Annotated in this window: 22 protein-coding genes; 17 read left to right on the top strand and 5 right to left on the bottom strand. The window is 66.4% G+C overall.

The genetic code is table 11. From position 1 onward, the window contains the following. Positions 1 to 9: 9 nt before the first annotated feature. On the bottom strand, positions 10 to 528 hold the full coding sequence (locus O6P37_RS10495) for a PH domain-containing protein (RefSeq protein WP_269893993.1): 519 nt from the start codon (positions 526 to 528) through the stop codon (positions 10 to 12). 9 nt (positions 529 to 537) lie between these two features. Beyond that, positions 538 to 1,347: a biotin--[acetyl-CoA-carboxylase] ligase gene (locus O6P37_RS10490; protein ID WP_269893992.1), complete on the bottom strand. Its 810-nt coding sequence runs from the start codon at positions 1,345 to 1,347 to the stop codon at positions 538 to 540. A gap of 72 nt (positions 1,348 to 1,419) precedes the next feature. Between O6P37_RS10490 and O6P37_RS10485 the strand changes: the two genes are divergently transcribed. The 4 genes from O6P37_RS10485 (at position 1,420) to O6P37_RS10470 (ending at position 4,803) form a co-directional block, all read left to right on the top strand. Next, entirely contained in the window at positions 1,420 to 3,069 is a 1,650-nt protein-coding gene (locus O6P37_RS10485) for an acyl-CoA carboxylase subunit beta (RefSeq protein WP_269893991.1), read from the top strand. A gap of 19 nt (positions 3,070 to 3,088) precedes the next feature. Further along, complete coding sequence (locus tag O6P37_RS10480; RefSeq protein ID WP_269893990.1) at positions 3,089 to 3,367, top strand: acyl-CoA carboxylase subunit epsilon; 279 nt, start codon at positions 3,089 to 3,091, stop codon at positions 3,365 to 3,367. A gap of 7 nt (positions 3,368 to 3,374) precedes the next feature. Next, positions 3,375 to 4,013 carry a Maf family protein gene (locus O6P37_RS10475; RefSeq protein WP_269893989.1) on the top strand — a complete coding sequence of 213 codons (639 nt, stop codon included), beginning with the start codon at positions 3,375 to 3,377 and terminating at the stop codon, positions 4,011 to 4,013. A 67-nt stretch (positions 4,014 to 4,080) separates the two neighbouring features. Then, a complete protein-coding gene (locus tag O6P37_RS10470) occupies positions 4,081 to 4,803 on the top strand; it encodes a DapH/DapD/GlmU-related protein (protein ID WP_332909784.1) in 723 nt (240 codons plus the stop codon). On the opposite strand, the gene O6P37_RS10465 is transcribed toward O6P37_RS10470, so the two are convergent. Then, entirely contained in the window at positions 4,777 to 5,508 is a 732-nt protein-coding gene (locus O6P37_RS10465) for an SGNH/GDSL hydrolase family protein (RefSeq protein ID WP_269893988.1), read from the bottom strand. The two genes, O6P37_RS10470 and O6P37_RS10465, sit on opposite strands and share 27 nt — an antisense overlap. 460 nt (positions 5,509 to 5,968) lie before the next feature. On the opposite strand from O6P37_RS10465, the gene pdhA reads away from it, so the two are divergent. From pdhA to O6P37_RS10450, 3 genes are all read left to right on the top strand, one after another. Beyond that, the gene (pdhA, locus tag O6P37_RS10460; protein WP_269893987.1) at positions 5,969 to 7,042 is read left to right on the top strand and encodes a pyruvate dehydrogenase (acetyl-transferring) E1 component subunit alpha; all 1,074 of its coding nucleotides are present in this window, start codon (positions 5,969 to 5,971) and stop codon (positions 7,040 to 7,042) included. 67 nt (positions 7,043 to 7,109) lie between these two features. Beyond that, positions 7,110 to 8,084: an alpha-ketoacid dehydrogenase subunit beta gene (locus tag O6P37_RS10455; protein WP_408633149.1), complete on the top strand. Its 975-nt coding sequence runs from the start codon at positions 7,110 to 7,112 to the stop codon at positions 8,082 to 8,084. Beyond that, positions 8,081 to 9,352: a dihydrolipoamide acetyltransferase family protein gene (locus O6P37_RS10450; RefSeq protein ID WP_269893985.1), complete on the top strand. Its 1,272-nt coding sequence runs from the start codon at positions 8,081 to 8,083 to the stop codon at positions 9,350 to 9,352. The genes O6P37_RS10455 and O6P37_RS10450 overlap by 4 nt, the downstream gene beginning before the upstream one ends. Before the next feature lie 5 nt (positions 9,353 to 9,357). On the opposite strand, the gene O6P37_RS10445 is transcribed toward O6P37_RS10450, so the two are convergent. Both O6P37_RS10445 and O6P37_RS10440 read right to left on the bottom strand, forming a co-directional pair. Then, entirely contained in the window at positions 9,358 to 11,955 is a 2,598-nt protein-coding gene (locus O6P37_RS10445; RefSeq protein ID WP_269893984.1) for an alpha-L-fucosidase, read from the bottom strand. Between the two features lie 157 nt (positions 11,956 to 12,112). Continuing rightward, positions 12,113 to 13,024 (bottom strand): class I SAM-dependent methyltransferase, encoded by a 912-nt coding sequence (locus O6P37_RS10440; protein ID WP_269893983.1) that lies wholly within the window; start codon positions 13,022 to 13,024, stop codon positions 12,113 to 12,115. A gap of 703 nt (positions 13,025 to 13,727) precedes the next feature. Between O6P37_RS10440 and O6P37_RS10435 the strand changes: the two genes are divergently transcribed. From O6P37_RS10435 to O6P37_RS10390, 10 genes are all read left to right on the top strand, one after another. Next, entirely contained in the window at positions 13,728 to 14,291 is a 564-nt protein-coding gene (locus O6P37_RS10435) for a YdcF family protein (protein ID WP_269893982.1), read from the top strand. Between the two features lie 177 nt (positions 14,292 to 14,468). Then, positions 14,469 to 15,542, top strand: a complete 1,074-nt coding sequence (locus O6P37_RS10430) for a lipase family protein (RefSeq protein WP_269893981.1) — start codon at positions 14,469 to 14,471, stop codon at positions 15,540 to 15,542. Positions 15,543 to 15,636: 94 nt separating this feature from the next. After that, positions 15,637 to 16,182 carry an LbetaH domain-containing protein gene (locus O6P37_RS10425; protein ID WP_269894167.1) on the top strand — a complete coding sequence of 182 codons (546 nt, stop codon included), beginning with the start codon at positions 15,637 to 15,639 and terminating at the stop codon, positions 16,180 to 16,182. 73 nt (positions 16,183 to 16,255) lie between these two features. Then, positions 16,256 to 17,485: a glycosyltransferase family 4 protein gene (locus O6P37_RS10420; RefSeq protein WP_269893980.1), complete on the top strand. Its 1,230-nt coding sequence runs from the start codon at positions 16,256 to 16,258 to the stop codon at positions 17,483 to 17,485. Positions 17,486 to 17,672: 187 nt separating this feature from the next. Then, on the top strand, positions 17,673 to 19,076 hold the full coding sequence (locus O6P37_RS10415) for an O-antigen ligase family protein (protein WP_269893979.1): 1,404 nt from the start codon (positions 17,673 to 17,675) through the stop codon (positions 19,074 to 19,076). After that, positions 19,073 to 19,996: a glycosyltransferase family 2 protein gene (locus tag O6P37_RS10410; protein WP_269893978.1), complete on the top strand. Its 924-nt coding sequence runs from the start codon at positions 19,073 to 19,075 to the stop codon at positions 19,994 to 19,996. The genes O6P37_RS10415 and O6P37_RS10410 overlap by 4 nt, the downstream gene beginning before the upstream one ends. Beyond that, positions 19,993 to 20,817, top strand: a complete 825-nt coding sequence (locus O6P37_RS10405; RefSeq protein ID WP_269893977.1) for a glycosyltransferase — start codon at positions 19,993 to 19,995, stop codon at positions 20,815 to 20,817. Before O6P37_RS10410 ends, O6P37_RS10405 begins: the two co-directional genes overlap by 4 nt. Continuing rightward, complete coding sequence (locus O6P37_RS10400; RefSeq protein ID WP_269893976.1) at positions 20,814 to 22,166, top strand: lipopolysaccharide biosynthesis protein; 1,353 nt, start codon at positions 20,814 to 20,816, stop codon at positions 22,164 to 22,166. Before O6P37_RS10405 ends, O6P37_RS10400 begins: the two co-directional genes overlap by 4 nt. 44 nt (positions 22,167 to 22,210) lie before the next feature. Continuing rightward, on the top strand, positions 22,211 to 23,575 hold the full coding sequence (locus tag O6P37_RS10395; protein ID WP_269893975.1) for a hypothetical protein: 1,365 nt from the start codon (positions 22,211 to 22,213) through the stop codon (positions 23,573 to 23,575). A 328-nt stretch (positions 23,576 to 23,903) separates the two neighbouring features. Then, the gene (locus O6P37_RS10390; protein WP_269894166.1) at positions 23,904 to 25,343 is read left to right on the top strand and encodes a sugar transferase; all 1,440 of its coding nucleotides are present in this window, start codon (positions 23,904 to 23,906) and stop codon (positions 25,341 to 25,343) included. Positions 25,344 to 25,364: the final 21 nt, after the last annotated feature.

Here is a 25,364-nt window from a genome sequence, read left to right as displayed (position 1 = left end):
ACGCGGAGTTCAGCTGGGCGATTCCTCGGTGCCGAGGGTGTCGAAGACCTCGTGATACAGCAGCGAATGCACCCGCTCCACCCGCGGGATGTCGTGGAATTCGAGCGGATCCTGTGCCGCCGACTCGATGATCAGGGTTCCCGTGCGCAGGATCCGGTCGAGCAGACCGTGCCGGAACTCGACGCTGTTGATTCGAGCGAGCGGGATGTCGATGCCTGACCGCGTGAGCAGGCCGTGCCGGAACATCACCCGGCGATCGGTGATGACGAAATGCGTAGTCAGCCAGTTCAGGAATGGCCACAACGTGAGCCAGCCGACGAGGATGAGCCAGATCGCCGCGGTAACCCCGAAGACGACGTTCGTCGCGGGGCCTTCCCAGTCCAGGGTGTTGGCGTAACCGGACACGAAGGCGGCCGCCACGGAGGCCAGGATCAGCATCAGACTCGGCCCGATCAACCGCTTCCAGTGCGGATGCCGGTGCAGTACCACCTGCTCGTCTCTGGCCAGCACGTTGTCCGGGTAGCCCACGGCAGCACTCTACGGCGGAACGGGTCGCAGGTGGGCGATGTCGCCGGCCGAGACGGTGACCAGTCCCACGTCGGTGTCGATCTGCAACCTGCCCAGGTCGTCGATGCCACGCGCGACGCCTTCCACGTGCTGATCACCCGGCATCGTCGCCCGCACCCGGCTGCCAAGTGTGTGGCTGCGAGAGCGGTAGTCGGCGATGAGTTCGGCGTCGGCGCCATCTGCGTCGCGCCAGCGGCCGATGCGGTCCGCGAGCCGGCGCAGAACGGCAGCCAGCAACACATTGCGGTCGGTCTGCGCGGCGCCGAGCAGATGCAGAGACGTGGCGCGTGGGTCGGGCGCTTCCTCGGCGGTCATGGTCACGTTGAGACCGACGCCGACGACCACGGCCGGTGCGGGCGCGGCGACCTCGGCGAGGATGCCGGCGAGCTTGCGCGGAGCGTCGACGGAACCGGCGAGCACGTCGTTCGGCCATTTGAGACCCGAAGACACCCCGGCCGCCTCAGCCACCGCGTCCACCACAGCGACTCCGGCAGCCAACGGCAACCAACCCCACGCATCCGGTGTGACGTCCGCCAGGCTCAGCCCGACGGAGAACGACAGTTGTGAGCGCGCCGGCGCTGACCAGTGTCGACCGTGGCGTCCCCGCCCGGCGCTCTGGTACTCCGCCACCAGGACGGCACCGTCGATGTCGTCGCCGGCGTTCGCTCGTGTCAGCAGGTCGGCGTTGGTGGACCCGGTCTGCTCGACCACGTCGATCGAACGCCAGAACGGTCCGGCGCGACCGGCGACGACGCCTGTATCGAGGGGGGCACGCTTCATGCGGGCAGCCTAATGACCGTCAGGTCGCCCCATAGGGCTGTCGCTTGCCGCTTGTCTATAGCATCGACACCCATGACGAGCGTTACCGAGCCTTCCCAGACGCCCACGGACGGGTCAGCCGGGCACGAGCCGGACATCCACACCACCGCGGGCAAGCTGGCCGATCTGAAGAAACGCGCCGAGGAGACGTTGCATCCCGTCGGGGAAGCAGCCATCGAGAAGGTGCACGCCAAGGGCAAGCTCACCGCCAGGGAGCGGATTCTCGCCCTGCTGGACGAGGACTCCTTCGTCGAACTCGACGCGCTCGCCAAACACCGCAGCACCAACTTCGGCCTGCAGCAGAACCGGCCGGTCGGCGACGGCGTGGTGACCGGCTACGGCACGGTCGACGGCCGCGACGTGTGCGTGTTCAGCCAGGACGCCACCGTGTTCGGCGGCAGCCTCGGCGAGGTCTACGGCGAGAAGATCGTCAAGGTGCAGGAGCTGGCGATCAAGACCGGCCGCCCGCTGATCGGCATCAACGACGGCGCCGGCGCGCGCATCCAGGAGGGCGTCGTCTCGCTGGGCCTGTACAGCAAGATCTTCCACAACAACATCAAGGCGTCCGGGGTGATCCCGCAGATCTCGCTGATCATGGGCGCCGCCGCGGGCGGGCACGTCTACTCCCCCGCGCTGACCGACTTCGTCATCATGGTCGACCAGACCAGCCAGATGTTCATCACCGGACCGGACGTCATCAAGACCGTCACCGGCGAGGAGGTGACGATGGAGGAGCTCGGCGGGGCGCACACCCACATGGCCAAGTCCGGGCTCGCGCACTACGTCGCCTCCGGTGAGCAGGACGCGTTCGACTATGTCCGCGATCTGCTGTCGTACCTGCCGCCGAACAACTACGCCGACCCGCCGCGGTACCCGTCGCCCAACCCGTCGGGCCCCATCGAGGAGACCCTCACCGACGAGGACCTCGAACTCGACACGCTGATCCCGGATTCGCCGAACCAGCCGTACGACATGCACGAGGTGATCACCCGGATCCTGGACGAGGACGAGTTCCTCGAGGTGCAGTCCGGCTACGCGACGAACATCATCGTCGGGTTCGGCCGGGTGGACGGCCGTCCGGTGGGCATCGTCGCCAACCAGCCCACCCAGTTCGCCGGCTGCCTGGACATCAACGCCTCGGAGAAGGCCGCGCGGTTCATCCGCACCTGCGACTGCTTCAACATCCCGATCATCATGCTGGTGGACGTGCCGGGCTTCCTGCCGGGCACCGACCAGGAGTACAACGGCATCATCCGCCGCGGCGCCAAGCTGCTCTACGCCTACGGTGAGGCCACCGTCGCCAAGATCACCGTCATCACCCGCAAGGCCTATGGCGGCGCCTACTGCGTGATGGGGTCCAAGGAGATGGGCGCCGACGTCAACGTCGCGTGGCCGACGGCCCAGATCGCGGTGATGGGCGCCTCCGGCGCGGTCGGCTTCGTCTACCGCCAGCAGCTCAAAGAGGCCGCGAATGAGGGCAAGGACGTGGACGCCCTGCGGCTGCAGTTGCAGCAGGAGTACGAGGACACGCTGGTGAACCCGTACATCGCGGCCGAGCGCGGCTACGTCGACGCGGTGATCCTGCCGTCGCACACCCGCGGTTACGTCGCCACCGCGCTGCGGCTACTGGAGCGCAAGATCACCCAGACGCCGCCGCGCAAGCACGGCAACATCCCGCTGTGACGTCCAGGAAGGCGAGGGCATGAACCACGACTCGGACATCACCGAGGTCAGCGATCCCCGGCAGATGACGATCGACCGGCCTGCGCCGGCCGCACCGGAATTCCATGTCGTCAAGGGCTCCCCGAGCGAGGCGGAGATCGCGGCGCTGGTGACTGTGCTCGCCGGCGCCTCGGGCGCCCCGGTCGAGCCGGGCCCGCAGGAGCTGAATCCGTGGGGCCACCCGGTCGACAAGCTGCGCTACCCGGTGTTCAGCTGGCAGCGCGTCACCCTGTTGCAACGGACCCACATGCGGCGCTGATGAGCGCATGATGCGGGTCGTCCTGGGTTCTGCCTCGGTGGGCCGGCTCGGTGTGCTGCGTCAGGCCGGCGTCGACCCGCTCGTCATCGTCTCGGGCGTCGACGAGGACGCGGTGATCGCCGCGCTGGGTCCGGCCGCCGCGCCGGCGGAGGTGGTGTGCGCGCTCGCTGCCGCCAAGGCAGCCGACGTGGTGGGCCGGCTTCCCGGGGACGTCGCGGCGGACTGCGTGGTCATCGGATGCGATTCGATGCTCGGCCTCGACGGACGCCTGCACGGCAAGCCGGGCACCGCTGACGCCGCCCGCATGCAGTGGCAGGCGATGGCGGGCCGCGCCGGCGCGCTGCACACCGGCCACGCCGTGCTCCGCGTCCGCGACGGTGCGACAGTCGAGAAGGCCGTCGAATCGCGTTCTACAACAGTGCATTTCGCAACACCAAGCGAGTCCGACCTGGACGCCTACGTCGGTACCGGCGAACCACTGGGCGTGGCAGGCGCGTTCACCCTAGACGGGTACGGCGGCTGGTTCGTCGATCGTATCGAGGGCGACCCGTCGAACGTGATCGGTCTCAGCCTGCCGCTGACCCGCCGGCTGCTCGACCGCGTCGGGCTGCCGGTCACCCAACTGTGGTCCAGGCGCGTCGATTGAGTTGAGTCACCCGCCAGACGGTGCCGACATATTGACTCTGGCGTAGCAACTTTTCTCAGCGGAGCTTGTGCACCTCGCCGGGGCTGCACGCGTTAAGGTCGAGATGGCCGCGAGACTTCGCAGCATCATGCCGATCACTTCAGGAGCGGACGACATGTCACCGGGCGACGAACACCCGCGCACCGTTGGGCGATTCGATCTGGCCTCGTTCACCGGCGACGGATACGTCAAGGGCAGGCACATCTCGCTGCAGGTGCTGTGGATGGTTGCCTCCGGCGTGTTGACCACCCGCTGGTGGTGCCCGAACAGCATCCGGGTCGGCATCCTTCGAGCTTTCGGAGCGGACATCGGCAAGGGCGCGCGTATCCGGCATGACGTGAAGATCCACTGGCCTTGGAAGCTGACCATCGGCGAACACAGCTGGGTGGGCGAGCGAACATGGATCTTGAACCTGGAACCGGTGACGATCGGCGCCAACACCGTGGTGTCACAGGGGGTGTTCCTGTGTACGGGCAGTCACGACCAGAAATCGCCGACCTTTGAGTTCGACAACGGGCCGATCCACATCGGCGACTCGGCATGGGTCGCCGCTCAGGCGACGATCCTCCGCGGCGTGACGATCGGCGACAACGCGACGGTGGGTGCGACCGCACTGGTCACAGCCGATGTTCCGCCGGCGGCGACGGTCCTGGCGCCCCGAGCACAGTTGCATGACACCGCGCCCGCCACGAGCGATCCCCAGCACACGCGGCCGGCATGCGACTCAGCACCCGGGATGCGTCTGCAGTAACGACTCGACCACCGGCGCGAGCCGGTCCGCCATGTACTGGTGCCCCTGGTCGGTGGGATGGATGTGGTCGCGTCCGATCAGCTCCGGCGAGTCCGCGAACCACCGATCCGCGATGGGGTCGACGAAGACTGCGCCGAAGTCCTCCGCCTCGTGGCGAAGCACATCTCTCACTGCCGAGATGCGCGGTCCCGGATCGCCGAGCGATGCGGGCCCGACCAGCAGCAGGCGTGCGCAGGGCACCTTGACCCTGGTCTCACTCAGCGTCTGCCGTACCGCCGCACGCAGTGCACCCTGATCGGCGTTCTGGTCGTTCAGCCCGCCGAAATAGACGACCACCTCGTCCTGCGCGGCCACGAGCCGGCGAGCCTCTTCGGGAAGCGTCGTACCGTCCGTCCCGCGTGCGACGAATCCCGCCCCGCCCTCGCCGGAGACCTCGGGAGCCACGTCGATGCCGTCGGCCCGCAGCCGCGTCCAGGACAGTTCCGTCCAACTCTTCGGGCCGGTTCCGCCTTCGGCGCTGCCCCCTGTGAAGGAGTCACCGATGACGACGATCTCCCGATGGTGCGGTCCGGTGAACGGGTGGGCGCAGGCGATCGCCGGTGTGCCCAGCACCGCGCTCAAAACACCGACAGCGGCCGTCAGCGCGCGAGCCGGCCCACGGCCCGAGCGGGCCCGTCGGCGGGCTCTCACCCTCTTGTACTTCATCGTTGGATGCTGCCTGAATTTGATCTTCGATGCAATTTGCCATTCCCGATTGATATTGACGTGCCGTTACATCATCGGCCAGGACCGTCACGGGAGGAACCGCGCCGGAACCCGCCTGATCTCCTGGGCATCGCGGTACTCCGCGACGCAGCACGCCCCCTGCCATCGGCCGCCGCGTCCGTTCGGTCGATCACTTGTGCCTCAATATCAAACACGCACTCGGTCTCCTCAGGAGTCGGGAAGACCCGCAGGGCGGGTGTGTGCCTACGCACCGTCGGCAGCTTCGAGTGGAGGAGTCCCGATGTGCACGGCATGATGGTCACCGAACGGCAGAATCGGCGTCAGCAGCGATAGCACTAAGCGCCACGACGCGTTCTCAAGACTTTGCTAGCATGAAATTCGAGCAGTGGCCGCGTGGGGGGAATTCGGCTTCATATTCCAGCGTGGGAGGGCTGTGGAGATGACGATCACAGGTGAGATCGAACCGGTGCGAATGATCGGGCTCCATGGCGAAGCCACCGACGAGAACCGCTACAACCGCGCCCTGCCCGATGAGACGCTGCGCTGGATCTACGAGATGATGGTCGTCACTCGCCACTTGGACGACGAACTCTTCAATCTGCAACGGCAGGGCGAGTTGGCTCTCTACGCGCCCTGCCGTGGGCAGGAGGCCGCGCAGGTCGGCGCCGCTGCGTGTCTGCGGAAAACAGACTGGCTGTTTCCGCAGTTCCGTGAACTCGGCGTGTTCGTGGTGCGCGGCATTCCGGCGGGGAATGTCGCCGCCGTGTGGCGCGGGCGGTGGCACGGAGGGCTCGAATTCAGCCGCAAACGTTGCGCCCCGTTGTCGATCTCGATCGGGACGAACGCTCTGCACGCGGTAGGGGCTGCGATGGCCGCTCAGCGCCTGCGTGAGGACTCCGTCACCGTTGCCTTCATCGGCGATGGCGCCACGAGCGAAGGCGATGCCCACGAAGCGCTGAACCTGGCTGCCGTTTTCAACGTGCCTTGCATCTTCTTCGTCCAGAACAATCAGTGGGCCATTTCGGTGCCGGTCAGCAAGCAGTGCGTGGCGCCGTCCATCGCGCACAAGGCGGTCGGCTACGGCATGCCCGGGGTCCGAGTGGACGGCAATGACGCCCTTGCCTGCTATGCGGTGATGGCCGAGGCCGCCGGCCGTTGCCGCGCCGGCGGTGGCCCGACGCTGATCGAGGCGATGACATACCGGTTGGGACCTCATGCCACCTCCGACGATCCGACACGTTACCGCGCACAGGAAGAGGTCGACTACTGGGCTGCGCGCGATCCGATCCCGCGCTACCGGAGCTATCTGGAGAACCTGGACTTGTGGACGCAGCGCGACGACGAACGTCTGGCTGCACGATCGACGAGGCTGTGCGCCGAACTGCGTGAGTCCGTCATCGACACACCCGATCCCGATGTGAACGACGTCTTCGACTTCGTCTTCGCCGAGGCGACGCCGGATTTGATCGAACAGCGCAGGCAGCTCGGCCTCGAGCTGGCGAAGAAGGCCTGACATGACGGACACCGCCGTGCCCACGTCCGTGATACCCCATGTCACCGCGCACCGGGACGCCAGCAGGATGATGACGATGGTCGACGCCATCAATCTCGCGCTGCACGACGCCATGGCCGACGACGAGCGGGTGCTGGTCTTCGGCGAGGATGTCGCCACGCAGGGCGGGGTCTTCCGGGTCACGGAGGGCTTGACCGAGACCTTCGGCGAGGAGCGTTGTTTCGATACGCCGCTGGCCGAGTCCGCCATCATCGGCATTGCCATCGGCCTTGCAGTGCGGGGCTTCGTTCCCGTACCCGAGATCCAGTTCGACGGGTTCTCCTACCCGGCTTTCGACCAGATAGTCACCCACCTGGCGAAGTACCGGATGCGCACCCGCGGCGAACTGGGAATGGCTGTCACCGTGCGGATTCCGTCATTTGGTGGTATCGGCGCGGTCGAACTGCACTCAGAATCCACCGAGGCGTACTGGGTCCACACCGCCGGCCTGCATGTGGTCACGCCGTCGACACCGACGGACGCCTACTGGTTGTTGCGACATGCGATCGCGAATCCAGATCCGGTGGTGTTCCTCGAACCCAAACGTCGCTACTGGGGTCGTGAGGCGGTCGACACGTCGACGGTGGGTCCGCCGATCGGCAGCGCGCGGGTCCGCCGCGAGGGCACCCACGTCACGGTGTTGACCTACGGCGGGCTGGTAGGCACCGCGTTGAGCGCGGCCAAGATCGCCGAGGAGCGCCACGGTTGGGACCTGGAGGTGGTTGATCTGCGCTCGCTCAGCCCCCTCGATTTCGACTCGATCTCGGCATCCGTGCGCAAGACCGGACGGTGTGTCGTGATGCACGAGGGGCCGCGCACGCTCGGCTTCGGAGCGGAACTCGCTGCAAGGATTCAAGAGGACCTGTTCTACGAGCTGGAGTCTCCGGTGCTGCGGGCCACGGGATTCGACACCCCCTTTCCGCCCTCCCGGCTGGAGAAACTGTGGTTGCCGGGCCCCGACCGGCTGCTCGATTGTGTCGAGCGCGCACTGGGACAGCCATGACCCCCGATCGCGTGAAGTCGTTCCTCCTGCCGGACCTGGGAGAGGGTCTCGAGGACGCGACCGTCGTTGCGTGGCACGTGCAGGTCGGTGACGAGATCGCCCTGAACGAGCCGCTGTGCTCACTCGAGACGGCCAAGGCCGAAGTCGAGATACCGAGCCCGTTCGGCGGCCGCGTCGTCGAGACACGGGGCGCAGAGGGCGATGTGCTGGAGGTGGGTTCGCTGCTCGCTCGTATAGACACCGAGCCCGCCGGCGACGCCCCAGCCGGTGGCAGCAATGGAGCAACGGTGCCTCAGGGCACTGATCGCCGCGCATCACATGGGTTCTCGGTTCTGGTGGGCTCCGGACCCGACGACGCTCTGGATGACAGTCGCCGACCTCCTGAGCACCGACCGAATGCCGAATCCTCGAACGGGCGACCCCGTGCGGCGCCGCCGGTCCGCAAGCTGGCGGCCGAACTCGCGGTCGACCTCGCCGACATCCAGCCGGGGTCCGGACCCGGGGGTCTCATCCTGCGCGAGGACGTGCTCGCCGCCGCACATCCGGAACCTCGGCCCACCGCGCCGAGCCGAGATCACGAGGTCGTTCCGGTGCGCCGCGCTCACGCGCGGATGGCAGAGCGGATGACGCGATCCCGTACCGAGATACCCGATGCACATGCCAGCGTCCACGTCGACTGCAGCAAGCTCTTGAACCTCCGGGACAGACTCAACGCAGCGGCGGGAGACACGGTCACCCCTTTCGTCCTGTCCCTGCGTCTCATCGTCGTCGCGCTGACGCGGAACATGATCTTCAATTCGACGTGGTCGGACACGGTCAACGGCCCGCAGATCCACACTCACCGCGCCATCCATCTCGGCATCGGTGTCGCCACGCCCCGCGGACTGCTGGTGCCCGTGGTCCCCGACGCGCACGCGTGCACCACCCTCCAGTTGGCCGCAACGGTGTCCGAACTGATCAGGACTGCGCGTGAAGGCGTCATCAAACCGACTGAGTTGCAGGGCTCGACGTTCACGGTGTCGAACTTCGGCGCACTCGGGCTCGACGAGGGGGTTCCGGTGATCAACCACCCGGAATGCGCCATCTTGGGAATGGGATCGCTGCGGCCACGCGCCGTGGTGGTCGACGACCAACTCGCCATCCGGCCGACGATGATGTTGACGTGCGCTTTCGACCACCGCATCGCCGATGGAGCCCAGCTCGCCAAGTTCCTCTGCGATACGAGGGATCTGATCGAATCGCCGGAGATGGCTCTGCTCGACCTGTGATCACGTCAGCGGGGAGCCGACCCTGCGCCGTCGACCACTGAGACGCCCTCGACGATCCAACCCTGATAGTCCAGCGCCCGCAGCGCCGCCGTGTTCCCCGCACCCACGAGTACCGGTTCTGGACCGTCACCCCATGCCACGAGCCGCGCCGGACGGTCTTGGGTGCCGTAACCCCACAATTCGAGCGAGCCGGAACACCGGGTTCCACTGCGAACGTGCACCGTAGCGCCCACCGGCAGATCGACCGAACGCAACGCCTCGATGCTGCGCATCGGCGAGGTCATCGTGCCCGTTCCTGGCGTCTGCGCAGAGCAATCGACGTAGTAGTCCGTCTGTGCTGGCACCGACTCGGCGCTGTGTCCGTACAGTGACACACCCGCAAAGGACACCTCTGCACGCGCAGCGGTGATGCGGACGCGGTACCTGGACGCGCGCACCGGCTCATCCATGGCGATGATGCGTTTGTGACCGATGGTGCCACCGCTGCCGATCTGACGCCATCCTCCGTCCGACCAGACGTCGACAGCGAAGGAACCGACCTGTTGTCCGCCTGCCGCGGTGGCCTCTGACAGCGACACGCGATCGACCTGTGCCGGCTCACCCAGATCGACTTCGATGGAACCGCTTCCATCGCCCTCGACCGCCACCGCGCTTCGGAGATCGCCGTCGACGGCCTCCGGCGCCGGCTTGCCCGCAACGACTGCAGAGGCGCCGACGGCGAGATCCGCCGGCATGTCCTGCCGTAGGGCTGCCCGCCACTCCTGGAGTCGGGCGACGTCGGCATCGGCGAACCGTCCCTCGGGGTTGGGCGGGATGTTCAGCAGCAAGGTCGAGTTGCGACCGACAGATTCGTAATAGATCTTCAGCAGGTCCGATACCGACTTGGCGGCCTCCTCGTCGTGCCAGAACCACCCCGGCCGCAACGACACGTCGGTCTCGGCCGGCAGCCACACCAGGTGCGAGGCACCAGCCTCCACCGCCCGGACCAGGTCGTCGTCCGACCCCAGGGAGGCGGCCTGCAGAGAGGGCTGAGGCTCAGGGACGTCGGGACCGACGTACTTCACCGCCAGCGGGGACCACTCGTCGAGCCGTGCCACCCCGCTCTCGTTGCCGACCCATCGGACGTCGGGACCGCTGATGGCGATTGCCGCCTGCGGGGCGAGCGCGCGGATCAGTGCGAAATACGATGCGTAGTCGTAGTTCTCGATGGAGTCCGCCGGGATGCGGCCCTGCGCTCCGTCGAGCCACACCTCGTCGATCGGGCCGTACTCGGTGAGCACCTCGTACAACTGATCGAGGAAATAGGTTCCGTAATCCGTCGCGGCGAGGGTGTAGGTCGGCGTGCCGCGCGGATCCCTGTCATCATCGCCGGTGAGCGTCGGAATGGTTCGCTGACTGGCCACCGAACCATTGGCGTAGTCGCCGACGAGGAATTGGTTCTCGTCCGCCGGCGACAAATAGACACCCACGCGAAGGCCGTACCGACGCGCCGAGTCGACGAAGGACCGGAGCACGTCTCCACCACCACCGGCCCACGAGCTCGACTGCACCCCGTGTGTCGTGTAGCGCGACGGGTAGAGGACGAAGCCGTCGTGGTGTTTGACGGTGAGGATGGCTGTGCGGAAGCCGCTGTCCCGTAGGACCCGGGCCCATTGATCGGTATCGAGGCCTGTCGGCTGGAAGATTGCCGGGTCCTCGTCGCCGGTGCCCCACTCCAGGCCGGTGTAGGTGTTGACCCCGAAATGAATGAAGGCCGTCAGTTCCCTTTCCTGCCAACGGCTCTGCTGCGGTGACGGGCGGAGCGCCGACGCCTTCGCGAGAATCGACGCCTCGCATTCCCCTGGTGTCACCGAGACGCGGTAGACGACACTCGTTGTCATGGGTGCGCAGGGCAACTGGCCCAGAACGAATCGCTGACCACCGCCGCCGGTTGTCACCGCAGCGCCGTAGACGCTGCCCGTCGCGCCTCGGGCGAAGGAAATCGCCGACTGCGACTCCGTCGCACCTGTGACATCCATCGGCTCACCGATCCGGCCGGCCTCCGAAAGGACGGTCACCACACCGTATCCCGAGTCGTCGAGTTGGGTGACGAGGCCGAGATGAACGGGGCGCCGCTCCGGCCCGGTCCGCCCGGGCAGGGCGAATTCCCGTGACGTCGTCCCTGCGACGACCCGCACCCGACCGGCGTCCACGACGTCCAGCCGCACGGCGCCGGCGACGTCTATCAGGGTTCCGCCCTGTTCGAGGATGCCCGGTGACACCACGATCTCGGCGAGCATACGCTGCCCTATCCCCGCACTACCCAGGTTGGTCACCGGCCATGCCAATCCGCTCGAGGGACCGCCGACCGTCAATTGGCCCGGCACCTCGAGTTGCGCGCCGGTAACGGACAGGGCGCCCGCCCCGTGCTCACCGGGTCCGGGGATGTACTTTGCGCCGGCGACGGAACCCTGGAACGACAGGAGCAGATCCGTGTGGGCCTTGGGTTGCGTGCCACATGCGACCGATGCCGACACCCACAGCAGGAGCAGCGTCGCGACAACCGATGCCGTAGCACTCCTGAACGAGCGGAACGAACTGTCGGCGCTGGCGATGATCGACAAACCTTCCAATGTGACCGTATGACCAGCTTACGTCGCGCCAAGACCGGGATCGAGGAACGTCATGGACCGGTCAGCAGCGTCATACGAGTCACACGCCGGCGGATCCCGGCGGCCTGTTCTGGCCGTCGGCGCGTGCCGCGTCGGCGGTCGTCCGCGCCTAGCCGATGGGGTCGGTGTGCGAACCCAACTTGCGCGCGACGATCAGCAGGGACAGCGCGGCGTCCTCTGATGTGGACCGGATTCCGGAGAGCCGCTGTCCGATCCGGATCGCCTTCTTCTGTTCACCCATCGCGCCGCTGAGGACCTCGGCCCCCGCGTGGTGGTTGTGCGGATAGAATTCGATCTTGAACTCGAGCGGGTCGAGGACGTCCCGCACCATCTCCTTCGTCAAACCGTCACCCGGTCGGTGGTGCAATTCCGTGCGGTGCGCCCACTTGCCTTCGTCTTCGGCCGCCTGGTGGCCGCCGCGCTTGAGCGCCCGATAGACGGGCTTGCGCAATTCCCACAGCCATTTGCCGACCCCGCGAAAGTCCCAGGCCGACTTCTGAGGATCGTGATCGATGATCAGGTATCCGTCGGGACCGACGAGGCGAGCCGACTCTCGCATCGCCTGCTCCATGTCGTCCATGTGGTGCACCGTCGCGTTCATCACGACCAGATCGGCGAATCCGGATCGAAGTGGCATGTCATGTCCGTCGGCCATCAGGGGCGTGTACCCCATGCCTTCGGCGATCTTGAGACTGTAGGGCGCGATGTCCACTCCGATCAGCACCTTCGGCTCACCGCCGAGATTCGCAAACAGGTTCCCCGGTCCGCAGCCCACGTCGACGACGATGCGGTCGTCCCAAGTCCCTGCAGCAGCCTCCCACCGCTCGCGCAGCTCCGGATAGCGGTGCATCGCACGCAACCAGACATCCACCCACTTCGGGTGGCTGAAATAGTATGCATTGGCGTACATCCCGGGCGTCAGATTGAGCAGCGGGACCGCCGGCATTCCGTCATGGTCGTGCAGCACTGTCCCAGGTTTGAGGAACGGCGCAAGCACCCGCTCGTGATCGGTGAAGGACATAACGACGAGCTTAGGCGCGGAATTGGCCCCTAGCAAACTGAATCGTCGCCGTCTGAAATCTGCAAATACGCTGTCAGCGGCTGGTCGCGCATCGATCTTGAGACTTGCCGAACGGGCCTGACACGGCGCCCTCGGTGGCCTCACAGTCGGGGCCCATTCGGACAAAGATCGATCTAGATGCGTTGCCGATCATGACTACCGGTGTAGAAGCGACTCCTCACAGGCACAGCAAACCCGTGGCCGCGCACGGCGGACGGACCTGTCCGAACGTTGCTGAATTTGCAAGCATCGGTAGCGGAGCAAACATCTCATCGGACATTCCGGTGGGTGGGAGTAACGCATCCGCCGACGATGGGGAGACGTCGCGGTCGGTTCCGTCAACAGGATCTACATGAGTACAGCTCAGACGCGGCGATCGGCGAAGCAGACCGGTTCGGGAAAATCGGGAGGGTGCCGGGGACAGGTATTCTGTCAGCGAACGACCGATGCGGCAGCCGGAGGTGGCCACCCCCCAGCGTAGCGATGCGGCCGCCGTACATCACCCGTCGGCGAAGTGGACGTCGGACGCGCCCCATGTTTCGATCGCACCGTGTCGCGACGGCCGTGCTCCACCGGTTGACCGGTGCGCCCGATGCCTCGACGGCGGCGTGCTCGCTGCGCTCTGCCAAGACGAATTCTCGGCAATCTCACTGCCGTCCTGGTCGTGGCCGCACTCGTGGGGCTCTACTCGGTGACGGGCTTCGCAGTCTTCAACCGCGCCGCAGAGGATCCGCTCCGGCAGGTCGACGCGATCGTCGTCCTCGGCGGCGAGCACGATGGTCGCGAGAAGTACGCGCTGTCGCTCGCGGAGGGCGGTCTGGCGGACACCGTCGTGCTCTCGAATCCATATCCGAAAGACGACGCAACGATGTCCACGGCGTGCCGCGACGATCGATTGCGTATCGAGGTGATCTGTGTACGGCCGGATCCCCCGACCACGCGTGGGGAGGCCATCTTCACCCATGATCTCGCCGTTCAGCGCCGATGGCACCACGTAACCGTCGTCACCTGGAGATTTCACATTCCCCGCGCGCGCCTGGTGTTCGCACAGTGCGGTTCACCCGACGGCACCCAGGTGACCTTCCGCGCAGTGCCGCGGGTGTACGACTACTCGCCGCCGAGGTGGGCCATGACTTACGCCTATCAATACGCCGGATTCGCGAAGGCGTACGCCCAGGGCGACTGCGACCGGTCGGCCGGCCCCGACGCGAAGACTCCCCTTCCGTGAAAGCCTTAGGGTGAAACCATGACTCCCTCGCATCAGATGCGGTTCGGCGCAAGGACCGGGCTTGGTTTGCTCGTCTGTGTCGTGCTCGCGGGAGCATTCCTCGTTTCGTGCGCTTCTCCGACATCGCCGGCGACGTCCGCGTGGGAGAACCGGGCGTTACCCGAGATTGCTCCGGCTGTGCGGGAGGCCCGCGGCACGATCGTCGAATCGGCGCCGTTAGCGGGACTGGACGAGGGCCTGAGATCGCAGATCGGCGCCGCACGCCGGGCGGTGTACCGATCGGTGTCCGGCTTCGACGGAGCAGCGACCGAGGTCTCCGGGACGTTCTTCCTGCCGTCGGGGAAGCCCCCGGCGGGAGGCTGGCCGGTGATCTCCTTCGCACACGGCACGACCGGTCTCACGAATGACTGCGGTCCATCCGAATCTCCCGACCTGATGGGGTACGCCTCGTCGGTCATCAGCCTGGTCACCTCTGGCCACGCCGTCGCGTTCACCGATTACCAGGGGCTGGGACACCCCGGCCGGCACGCCTATCTGGAACCGAGGTCCGCCGCGTTCGACATCATCGACGCTGTTCGGGCGCTGCGAAACCTGTACCCCGGCATCGTGTCGGACAAGTGGCTGGCCCTCGGCGGGTCACAGGGCGGCCAAGCGTCATGGGCGGCCAACGAGTACGCCGGTGACTACGGCGACGGACTCGATCTCGTCGGTACGATCGCCTTCGCGCCCGCAGCGGATCTCAGCGGGCTCGCCGACGGGGCGCGCAACGGCACCCTCACGCCGGACCAGGTCGGATTGATGCCCTCTGTCATCGCCGGGCTCGAGGTGGCGCAGCCCGACTTCGTCGTCTCCGACTATCTCCGCGGTCCGGCCGCCGAGCATCTGGGAAAACTCATCTCCTGCGACGAGGACAAGGAGCAGTACTTCGCCCAGCTGCGACCCGAACAGGTGCGTCCTGCGAGTGCCGCCGCAGCGGACCGCCTCACGGAGATCTTGGACACCAACGCCCTACCGCAACGCCCGCTGGCTGCGCCGCTGTACGTGGCCAACGGCAGCCAAGACACGCTGATCCTGCCCGAGTGGGTCTCCGCGGCGGTCAGCCGCGCCTGCAGCCGCGGCGGAACGGTCGAGCACAAGGAGATGGCGGGACGCGGCCATGTCGACCCCGATCCCGGGGCAGAGGCTTACCTCTGGATGCAGGACCGGTTCGCGGGTAAGGCCGCGCCGTCGAATTGCTTCAGCGATCGATGACGCGATGAAGACAGGGATTGGCGCTGCAGGCATCGGGTACCCGCGCCTCATGAGTCGTCCGCCTCGTGCACGGGTCGGATCAGCCTTGAATGCGGTGTGGGCCTGGCCGCTCTGGATCGGCGTACGTGCGCCCGACGTCGCGCCGACGGTGAGAAAAGACGTGCAGCGCTGGGTCGATCATCACGGCGACGATGATTTCGCCGGATTGTCTGGCTATGGCCAATTCGCGCTGCTGGCCCATAGGTATCCCGAATTCAGGTCAGTGGTGCACCATCGGCTGCAGTCCACCTGGCTACCGGTTCGACTGACGTTGCGCATGCTGTATCCAGGCCTCCGGACACTTCACCTCTGGACCGACGACATCGGGCCGGGTCTGGTGATCGAGGACGGCGCCGGATCGATCATCGGGGCCGAATCCATTGGCGCCAACTGCTGTATCGGCGCCGAGGTCAGCGTCGGCTTCACCGCCAAGGGCACGCCCGTGGTGGGTGACGACGTCTATTTCGGTTCTGGCGCTAAGGTGGTAGGGCGGATCAGTATCGGCAACGGAGCAATCATCGGTCCGAACGCGGTCGTCATGTCCGACGTGGAGTCCCACGCGATCCTGCAAGCGCCGCCGTCTGACAAGGAGCAGAACTGAGCTGCCATCCCGCCCGCGGTGCCGCACCGCTCGTCGCGCCGTCCGCACCGTGACCACCGACTCGGATTTCTCCGTGGCCGGACTCGACGTCTGTGTCGTGGCGATCCTGTTCAGACCGGACCGGACCGGCAGCGCAGCACTGAACAACATGTTCGTCGACACGCTCGTGCGCTCGGGCGCCAACGTCCACCTGGTCACCGGGGTTCCGCATTACCCGGAGTGGGCGGTTACCGACTCGCACTACCGTCGTGGGCTGCGCTGGCATGAAGGCGACGACCGATTGCGCGTAACGCGGGTTCGGCACGCCGTCCCGCCGCGGCCGGGCGTCATCGGCCGGCTGCGTCTCGAAGCCAGCTTCGCGGCACTCAGCGCTCCCTACGTGCGCGCCTCCAAGGCTTCGGTCATCGTCGCCATCACGCCGCCGGTCGGTGCGATGCTCGCGGCGCAGGTGGGGCGGCGAGGTAGACCCGTCGGCGTGATCGTCCATGACCTCAGCGGCAACGCCGCCGTGCAATCCGGCACCGCGGGCGGCAAGTTGGCCGGCGCCATCGGCAAGACCGAGTACGGACTGCTCGCACGGGCCGACAAGGTCGGGGTCATCACCCGCAGATTCGTACCCGACATCACCTCGAACGGAGTCGCGGCCGAACGTATCAGCGAGGTCCCCATCGCTTCGCAGTTCGAGAGCGCGGGACTGACTCCGGCCGAGGCGCGCCGGGCGCTCGGTTGGGAAGAGGGGCGGCGCACCATCGTCCACACCGGCAACATCGGCATGAAACAGGGCCTGGAACACGTCTTGGCCGCAGCCCGGGCGGCGCAGAGCGCCGGCACCGATGTGTCGTTCGTCTTCGTCGGTGACGGCAATCAGCGCAGCGAACTGGAGAGGCAGTCCGCTGATCTACGGAACGTACGCTTTCTCGGGCTCGTGCCGGACGACCAGTACCCGACCGTTCTCGCCGCCGCGGACATCCTCCTCCTGCACGAGCGCCCGGGCGTGCAGCAGATGTCACTGCCGAGCAAGCTGACGTCCTACGTCACGGCCCGGCGACCGATCCTTGCCGCGGTGGACGCGGCGGGGATCACCCACTCTCTGCTGGAGTCACATGGAGCCGCGATGACCGTTCCCAGCGGGAACGTGACTGCGCTGCTCGATGCGATCGACGTCCTGCACAGCGACGGCGCGCGCGCCGAGGACGTCATAGCCGGCGCCCAGCGGATGGCCGCCGCCGAGTTCTCCACGGAACAGGCCGGTAGCGCCATCCGGCGGTTCGTCCGGGAGCTGGCCTCTCCGGGGTCGGGTTAGGACCACGACCCGCATCTGACTTCGACGACTATTGCGCGCCGGTTGTTCGCAACAGTCACGTCATCGTTGCGCCGCATCGCCGGCGCCCAACGCCTTTATGCTGAGACCCGGGGTGGATTCATCGCGTTAGCTGCGCTGCGTCGACGGCCGATCCGGAAACGACGCGGATCGCGACCGCTTCGAAGCGTTGGACGGGCGGCAGGAAGAGATGGGAGGTCGCGATGACGAGAGGCAGCATGACCGCTTCTCGGTCGGCGACCGCCGAATGGATGATCTGGTGAGCCAGGCACCGGTCCGCACCGACCCAGGCACGCCAGCCGTGTCACAGCCGGGCGAACAGACGCATCGCACCTTCGAGGGGCGGCGCGACCTTATGCGCCGACTGGCGCTGAACTCGCTGCTCATCGCATTTGGAGCGCTGTCGGCCGTGCAGGGGTTGGGCGTCGCGTTGACCTTGTTGACCCCGGTCTGCCTGCTGCTCGCACCCGCCCTCCTGCTGATGCGCGCCACGTGGGCTCAGTGGCTGCCCTTCGCGCTCGCCGTGGTCGGTTTCGTCGCGTTGTACATCTCGTCTCAGATCAACGACACGAGCCCGTTCGAACAGCGCGTCATTCAATGGGGCGCATTTGCTCTGTACTACGTCGGCTTTCTCGTCGTCGCCGAGAGGCGAGTGGAGCGGGCTTTCTCCATCCTCTGCGGGATCGCCCTCGGCGCGTTGATGTACTACCTGACACCCGGAAACCCGTACGCGGTGTTCTACACGTTCGCCGACCAGTGGAAATACGTGTGGGCGCAATGGATAGGGATCCTGGCCCTGTACGCCATGATCACAATTCGGGCGCGCATCGAATTGCAGATAATCGCTCTTCTCCTGCTCGGGAGCTTCAGCCTGGTCGAGAACTTCCGCTCACACGCGATCGTCTGTGTCTTCTCCGCGGCGATCCTCATCGTCGGCCTGCTCGCCAGGAACAATGTGCCGCGGTGGCTCCAGCTCGGCGTGGTGGTGTTCTTCGGTTCGATCCTGTACGTCCTGCTGCCGAGAATCGCGCTGAGCGGTATCGCGGGGGAGGCCCTGCAGCGCAAGACCCAGCAGCAGGTCGACAGCGGTGTCCCCACCATCCTGGCGGGGCGGACCGAGTCCCCGCTGTCGATCACCGCGATCCTCGAACGGCCCTGGTTCGGCTGGGGCAGCGCGAACAACATCAGCCCAGACGTCTTCGACAAGGCCAAAGACCTCGCTATCTCGCTCGGATTCAATCCGACGTCACCGATCGAGTACTCGTGGTACGACACCTTGGGCAACGTGTCGCTGCACTCGGTGTTGTTCAGCACCTGGGCCGAAGGGGGCATCTTCGCAGCGTTGCTACCGCTCGGCTTGCTGGTGGCGGCCCTTGCGGTGCTGTGGAATGCGCCGCGCTACGGCCGATGGGCAGCGCTGGCCGTCCTGCTGAGCGTCCAGGCGGTATGGGACCTGCTGTTCTCCCCCGTCGTGTACAACATGATGCCGGCGTACGCCCTGCTGGCGGTCGTCTTCACCGCCGAGCACTTCTCAGGTGGCGGCGTCCGCTCGCGAAGGCCGGGCCCGCTGTGACCTCACCACGGACCGTCAGCGTCGTCATCGCCACCGTCGGCCGTGACACGCTGCGTACGGCTGTCGAATCCGCATTGCGGCAGACGATGCGGCCCGTCGAAGTCATCGTGGTTCTCGACGGTGAATGCGAACCCGACCTGCCGGACGACGATTCGATCGTCGTGCTGCGCACGACGGGTGGCGAGGGCCCCGGTCGCGCCCGACACCTCGGCGCTTCGTCGGCGTCCGGGGAATTGATCGCCCTCCTCGACGACGACGACACCTGGTCGCCGGACAAGCTGGAGCGGCAACTGGCCGCGGCGCCGGACGGCGATGAATGGATCATGTCGTGCCGGTTCACCTCGTGGCCGGCCGGACGGCCCATGACCTTTCCCCGGAACTTGATCGGTCCGACAGCAGCCATCTATCCCTACATGTTCGAGTTCCGCTCGATGCGCACCGGCGGATCCGCCGTGCAGACCTCGACGCTGCTGTTCCCGCGGGCGGTCGCGGAGAGGGTCCCCATCTCGGTGACGGCGGGGTCCATCCACGACGAGCCGTTGTGGTTGCACGAGGTGCGGCGGGCCTACCCTGCCCTGCCGATCCTTCAGTTACCGGAATCGTATGTGCAGTGCGGTATCACGCCAGGGTCGGTGTCGCGCCCTGCCACCGACCGTACTGACGCGCTGATCGACTGGGGAGTGCGTGAGCTGGCGAGCGAAGACGCCAGGGTGCGGGGCGACTACTTCCTGACGATATCGGTCGGTGCGGCTGTGAGCGCAGGATCCCTGCAGGGCGTATGGCGCTCCATCGCCGCCGGTACCCGATTCGGCCGTCCCGGACCCTGGGCCTTCGCCTACGCGACCGCAGCTCTCGGCCGGATACCGCTGCGCAGACTGCGGCACTTCATTGACACGTCGAAGCGGAGGATCGAACGGTGACAACAACTCCCGACGTCTCGGTGATCACCATCACCTACCGAGACCTCGACGGTCTCATGCGGACCGTCGACAGCGTTCGAGCTCAACGATACCCAGGGCGCATTCACCACATCGTGATCGACGGAGGCTCGGGCGAAGAGGTGGAACGCTATCTAGCCGGACAAGACCCGGGATTCGCCCATTGGCAGTCGGCTCCCGACGGCGGTCGCTACGACGCCATGAATCAGGGGATCGCACACGCGCGAGGCGAACTCATGTGGTTCATGAATTCGGGTGACTGTTTCGCCGATCCCGATGCGCTCGCCGCAGTCGTCGACGCCATCAGCGACACCGGAGCGCCGGCGCGCGAAGTATGGGGTTTCGGTTGGGCCAACCGCCTCGGACCGGACGGAACGAATATGGGTGTGTGGGGCACGGTTCCCTTCCATCTCACCGACTTCGCCCTCGGCAGACAGCCAGTACCACACCAGGCCGCGTTCTTCGGATCAGCGGTGGTGTCGGCGATCGGCGGGTACGACGTGAACTTCGGCCTGGGTGCCGATCAGTTGTTCATCTTCGAGGCCGCGCTGCAGAAGGAGCCGATCACCGTGCCGCGGGTGGTCTGCGATTTCGACACCAGCGGAGTGGGGTCGGTACGGCCGGTCCGCGACAATTTCCGGGACCTGCGCAAGCTGTGGGATCAGCTCGGGTACTACCCGCTCGGCGGAAGGCGCAGGTCTATCGCCTACCTGCGGGGTCGCGAGTTCAAGGCAAGGGCGGCCCACGCCACCAGGCGTGCCGGATCCGTTGCGGCGGCGCGCCTCTCCAGATTCTCGTCATGACCGAAGGCAGTCACACTGCCGCGCTGACTTCGGCTGAGCGCAAGTCGATCGTGTTCGGCACCGCCTTCCGCGTGGTCGGCACACCCCTCGTGGCACTCATCGGCCTGGCGAACACCGCCGTCATCGTCCGGGCGACCGGCGAGGCGGTCTTCGGGCTGGTGTCCCTTGTGACCACGCTGAGTCTGCTGTTGCCCTTCGCGGACCTGGGAATCGGCGCAGTGATCACCACCGCGTGCTCGAAGGCGGGCGGCGAGAATCGTGCCCGCGCTGTGGCCACGGTGCAGAAGGGATTCCGGGTCCTGTCGATGGTGGCGGGTGCGCTCGTCCTCGTGAGCCTGGTCGTGATGGCCACCGACTCCTGGGCCGTGCTCGTCGGCACCAGTTCAGGACCTGCCGACCGCTTCGCCATCACGGTCGCCGCGTGCCTCGTCGCACTCGGCATCCCTGCCGGCATCGGGGTCCGCATCCTCATCGGACTCGACCTGAACCCGCTTGCGGTCGCCGTGACGATGGCCAACGCCGCGTTCGCCCTGCTGATCACATTGGCGCTGAACGCGGCCGACATCGCACCGATCTGGTTGGCCGTGTCCAGCGCCGGCGGAGCGCTGATCGGCAACGCACTCGCGACGGTACTGGCCGTGCGGCGCATGGGTGTCGGCCTGCGGCTCTTTGCGCCCCCAGAGGCGAAGTACGTCGGCGGGGGCCTGATGACCGGATCACTCTGGTTGTTCGTGGCGAGCGTGGGTCTGCCGCTCGGCCTGCACAGTCATCGGCTCATGCTCGCGCATGCGTCGGATGCCGCCGAACTCTCCCGGTATGCCTTGATGGCGCAGATCTACGGGATCGGATGGATGGTCTTCTCGACCGCTGGAATGGCGCTGTGGCCGGTTTTCGTGAAGCGCCGCCACGACGAGAAGGCTTCCCTCGAGCTCTGGCTCAAGTCCACCGCAGCGTTCATGATCGCTTCGCTGGCGGCGGCGCTGGGACTCATCCTGCTCGGACCGTGGGCTGCGGCGTTGATCTCGGGTAGTTCCGTTGTGCCGCAACGCAGCCTCGCCATCGCCTTCGCGGCGCTGCTGGTGGTTCAGTGCGTACACCTGCCGGCCGGAGTCATGATGACGATGCCGCGGGAGGCACGGTGGCAGTCGGGCTGCCTGTTCGCGATGGGCGTCACGACAGTGGCCCTCGGCCTGTGGTGGGCCGGTGGCCACGGCGCCGTGGGCGTGGTGGCAGCGGCCGTGGTCGCGTCGGTCGTGGCGTTGCTTCTTCCCGACTTCCTCTGGATTCCCCGATTACTCCGCCGGCGAGCCAGGGAGCACGACAGCTCGCCGGTCGTCGACGTGACTTGAGCTGCAGTTCAAGGGCATTGTTCCGACGGCCGGATGCGCATCCGTTGTGGCGCAACGCAGACGGGTTCGCTCGAGATGATGGGGGCGGCTCCCCCGGCGTACACTTCTGTCATGCGTGCACCTTGGCCCGAGTGGCTCGGATCGGCGCACACATGGTGAAGGGTTCGCGGTCGGGGCGAGTCTGGGCTCGGGGCATCGATCGCATGATCGCGTCGAATCGTTACATCGTACTGTTGGGCGACATCGACGCTCCGACGCCGAACGAGATGCGTGAGGCACTCGCCGCACTCGCGACCGCCGGCCCGCATACCAGAGTGGCGCTGACTCCGATTCATTCGGAGCGGTTTTGGCGCTATCAACCGTGCGCCCCTGTACCGGTGCACGAAGTCCCGGCGACCGTCGCCGAGTCCGGCATCGCCGCCGTCCTCCACCATGTGCGGCACCGTCCGGGACCCCGGCGGCCTCTCGAGGTGACCGTCACTGATCGTCACATCGCCGTCGAGTCGGACCACGGGCTGGGCGATGTGGCGTTGATGCATTACCTGTTCGCGGCGATACTCGCGCTCGTAGACGGGCGGACCACTCCGTTCGTCACCCGTCGGGACACCAGCCTCGCGTTGCCGCGCGCACTGTTGCACACGTTCGTCCGTCACCCGAGTCAACTACGCAGGACGGTCCGATACGCGAAGTCGATCCAGACCGAACCGGGTGGCGCCGAGGACCCAGGCGGTGCGGAGCGGGCCTGGACCCCCTCGATCGCCGTCAGCCTTGCGTGTCCCGACGTGGCCGCCGTCGCGGCGGTGGACGGCTGGCGGCGGGCGCAGACGACGCCGATAGGCGCCGGTTCGGCCTGGTTGTTCATCGCACAGCGCGCTCTGCTCGAGGCGGGTCTGCCGCTGCGCGATCGATCGATGGTCGCCTTCAACTGCCGCCGCTACCTCCCCAGCGGCCGGACGGTCTACAGCAATTTCGGCGTCGGCCTCGAGGTGCCCCTGCCGGTGGACGGAAGCGTTGCTGAACTCGCTGGGCATGTGCGCACGATGACCGAGTCGGCGGTACCACTCGCTGCGCTGGGCGCGCTCAGCGCCCGCCTACTGGCCTCGTCCGGATCACCCGAGTCGGCACCGGCCGACGAAATGATCACTGATCTTCCCGCCCGACTGATGTATTCAGACCTCGGACGCATGTCCGACCTCGACGGGGCACCGTGGCGAACGGATGGCACCAGGGCGTTCGCGGGCAATGTCCAGCCGGACAGCCCGCACGACGTCTCCATCTTCACCGCCAGCGTCAGTGCTCACCGTAACGTTTCGTTCTCCTATCACGACAATGTCTTCGACCGCAGCATTCTCGACCGGGCCGCCCAACTGATCACCGCTGATCCGTTGCGCTTCCTCGAAGCTGGCTAAGTCCCAGCGGCGGCGCGTCGACCATGCCGCGATCAAGTGACACCGCAGCGAAGCGGCGCCCCGTGTTCACCGAGCGACGATCGTACTGTCGCGGAATAAAAGTGCGCGTATGTTGCCCAGCTAATTTTATTTAACCCTTACGTAAGTGCCTATATGGCTGGCGATCTTGTGACTGACACGGTAGTTTCCTCCTATCACAAGCTCGGCTCTGCACACATCAATCCAAGTCCAGCCAACTTCGCAAGTTAGCACACCTAATGCCCGGGGGGGTGAATAGATGTCCACAGCTATTTCGCTGCAGCGTGAGCATCAGCGACCTGTCTCCGTGATGATGCCGCCCAAGCGGGTGTGGGAACGGCGCTACGCAAAGGCGCTGCTCATCACCGATGTCGCCATCGTCATCGTCGCCGTCGCACTCGCTCAGTGGCTGCGGTTCGGTGCTGTTCCGGGATCCGGTGCGGCGATCTTCGACGCCGGCTACTCGATTGTCTCTGCGGTCGTCGTCGCCATTTGGGTCGTCTTCCTGGGTATCTTCCGCGCTCGTGAACCAGCAATCCTTGGCGCCGGCCCCGAGGAATACCGCCAGGTGGCGGCAGCGACGTTCGCGGCATTCGGCGCGATCGCCATCATTTCGATGCTGATTCGAGTCGATCTCGCCCGAGGCTATCTCGCCATCGCGCTCCCTCTGGGACTCCTCGGGTTGCTGTGCGGACGACGCATCGCCCGACGGATGGTCGCGGCGAAACGACGTGAGGGTAGCTACCTCAAGTCGGTCCTCGTGATCGGAGAGCCGGAACCGGTGCGCGACCTCGTCGCGTCGCTGGCACGGTGCCCCGACTACGGCTATTCGGTGGTGGCGATCTGTCAACCCGGACGGCAGGTTGGCGGAACAGCCGAGTTCCCGCTCGTCGGCTCGGTGCCGATTCTCGCCGACGACGGCGACATCGGCGCCTGCATCGCGAATTCGGGCGCGGACACCGTCGCATTGACCACGACCGAGCGCCTCGGTTCAGCAGGCATCCGTGCCTTGTCCTGGCAACTCGAGAAGTTGGACATCGACCTGGTCGTCTCGCCGGGCATGGTGGGGCTCGGCGGACCACGACTCACGATGCGGCCCGTCGTCGATCTTCCCCTCATCCACCTCGACAAGCCGCAATACGACGGCGCGAAGCGCTTCGAGAAGCGAGCGTTCGATGTGGCCTTCTCGCTGCTCGTACTTCTCGCGGCGTCACCGGTCCTCATGGCTGCCGCTATTGCCGTCAAGCTCACCAGCCGAGGCCCGGTGATCTACAAGTCGGTGCGGATCGGCATGGACGGCCAGCCGTTCCAGATGTGGAAGATCCGGACGATGGTCGCCGACGCTGATCAACGGCGCACGGAATTGGCCAGTCTCAACGAGGTGGATGGCGGCGTGATCTTCAAGATGCGTCGTGATCCGCGAGTCACACCGGTCGGTCGGGTCCTCCGGCGGTACAGCATCGACGAACTCCCTCAATTCGTGAACGTGCTGCGTCGCGAGATGAGCGTCGTCGGCCCGCGGCCCCCGTTGCCCGCCGAGGCGGAGGGTTACGACTCGCATGTCCGCCGCCGTCTGCTGGTGCGTCCGGGCATCACCGGCCTGTGGCAGGTCAGTGGTCGCTCGGACCTGGCCTGGGAGGATCTGGTCCGCCTCGACCTGTCATATGTCGAGAACTGGTCGATGATGACCGATTTGATCATCTCGGTGAAGACGATTCGCGCGGTTCTCAGCGGCGCGGGAGCCTACTGATTCCAAGTCGGCGGCGGGCCG

This window comes from Mycobacterium hippophais, assembly GCF_027529605.1.
GTDB lineage: Bacteria > Actinomycetota > Actinomycetes > Mycobacteriales > Mycobacteriaceae > Mycobacterium > Mycobacterium arseniciresistens.
Note: the sequence above shows the minus strand (reverse complement) of the source record. Positions and strands in the feature narration are given on the sequence as shown.

Bases quoted from the DNA above. Each gene is read 5' to 3' on its own strand.
- O6P37_RS10490 (WP_269893992.1), bottom strand. From the start codon at position 1,347: ATGAAGCGTGCCCCCCTCGATACAGGCGTCGTCGCCGGTCGCGCCGGA.
- O6P37_RS10485 (WP_269893991.1), top strand. From the start codon at position 1,420: ATGACGAGCGTTACCGAGCCTTCCCAGACGCCCACGGACGGGTCAGCC.
- O6P37_RS10480 (WP_269893990.1), top strand. From the start codon at position 3,089: ATGAACCACGACTCGGACATCACCGAGGTCAGCGATCCCCGGCAGATG.
- O6P37_RS10475 (WP_269893989.1), top strand. From the start codon at position 3,375: ATGATGCGGGTCGTCCTGGGTTCTGCCTCGGTGGGCCGGCTCGGTGTG.
- O6P37_RS10465 (WP_269893988.1), bottom strand. From the start codon at position 5,508: ATGAAGTACAAGAGGGTGAGAGCCCGCCGACGGGCCCGCTCGGGCCGT.
- pdhA (WP_269893987.1), top strand. From the start codon at position 5,969: ATGACGATCACAGGTGAGATCGAACCGGTGCGAATGATCGGGCTCCAT.
- O6P37_RS10455 (WP_408633149.1), top strand. From the start codon at position 7,110: ATGATGACGATGGTCGACGCCATCAATCTCGCGCTGCACGACGCCATG.
- O6P37_RS10450 (WP_269893985.1), top strand. From the start codon at position 8,081: ATGACCCCCGATCGCGTGAAGTCGTTCCTCCTGCCGGACCTGGGAGAG.
- O6P37_RS10440 (WP_269893983.1), bottom strand. From the start codon at position 13,024: ATGTCCTTCACCGATCACGAGCGGGTGCTTGCGCCGTTCCTCAAACCT.
- O6P37_RS10400 (WP_269893976.1), top strand. From the start codon at position 20,814: ATGACCGAAGGCAGTCACACTGCCGCGCTGACTTCGGCTGAGCGCAAG.
- O6P37_RS10390 (WP_269894166.1), top strand. From the start codon at position 23,904: ATGATGCCGCCCAAGCGGGTGTGGGAACGGCGCTACGCAAAGGCGCTG.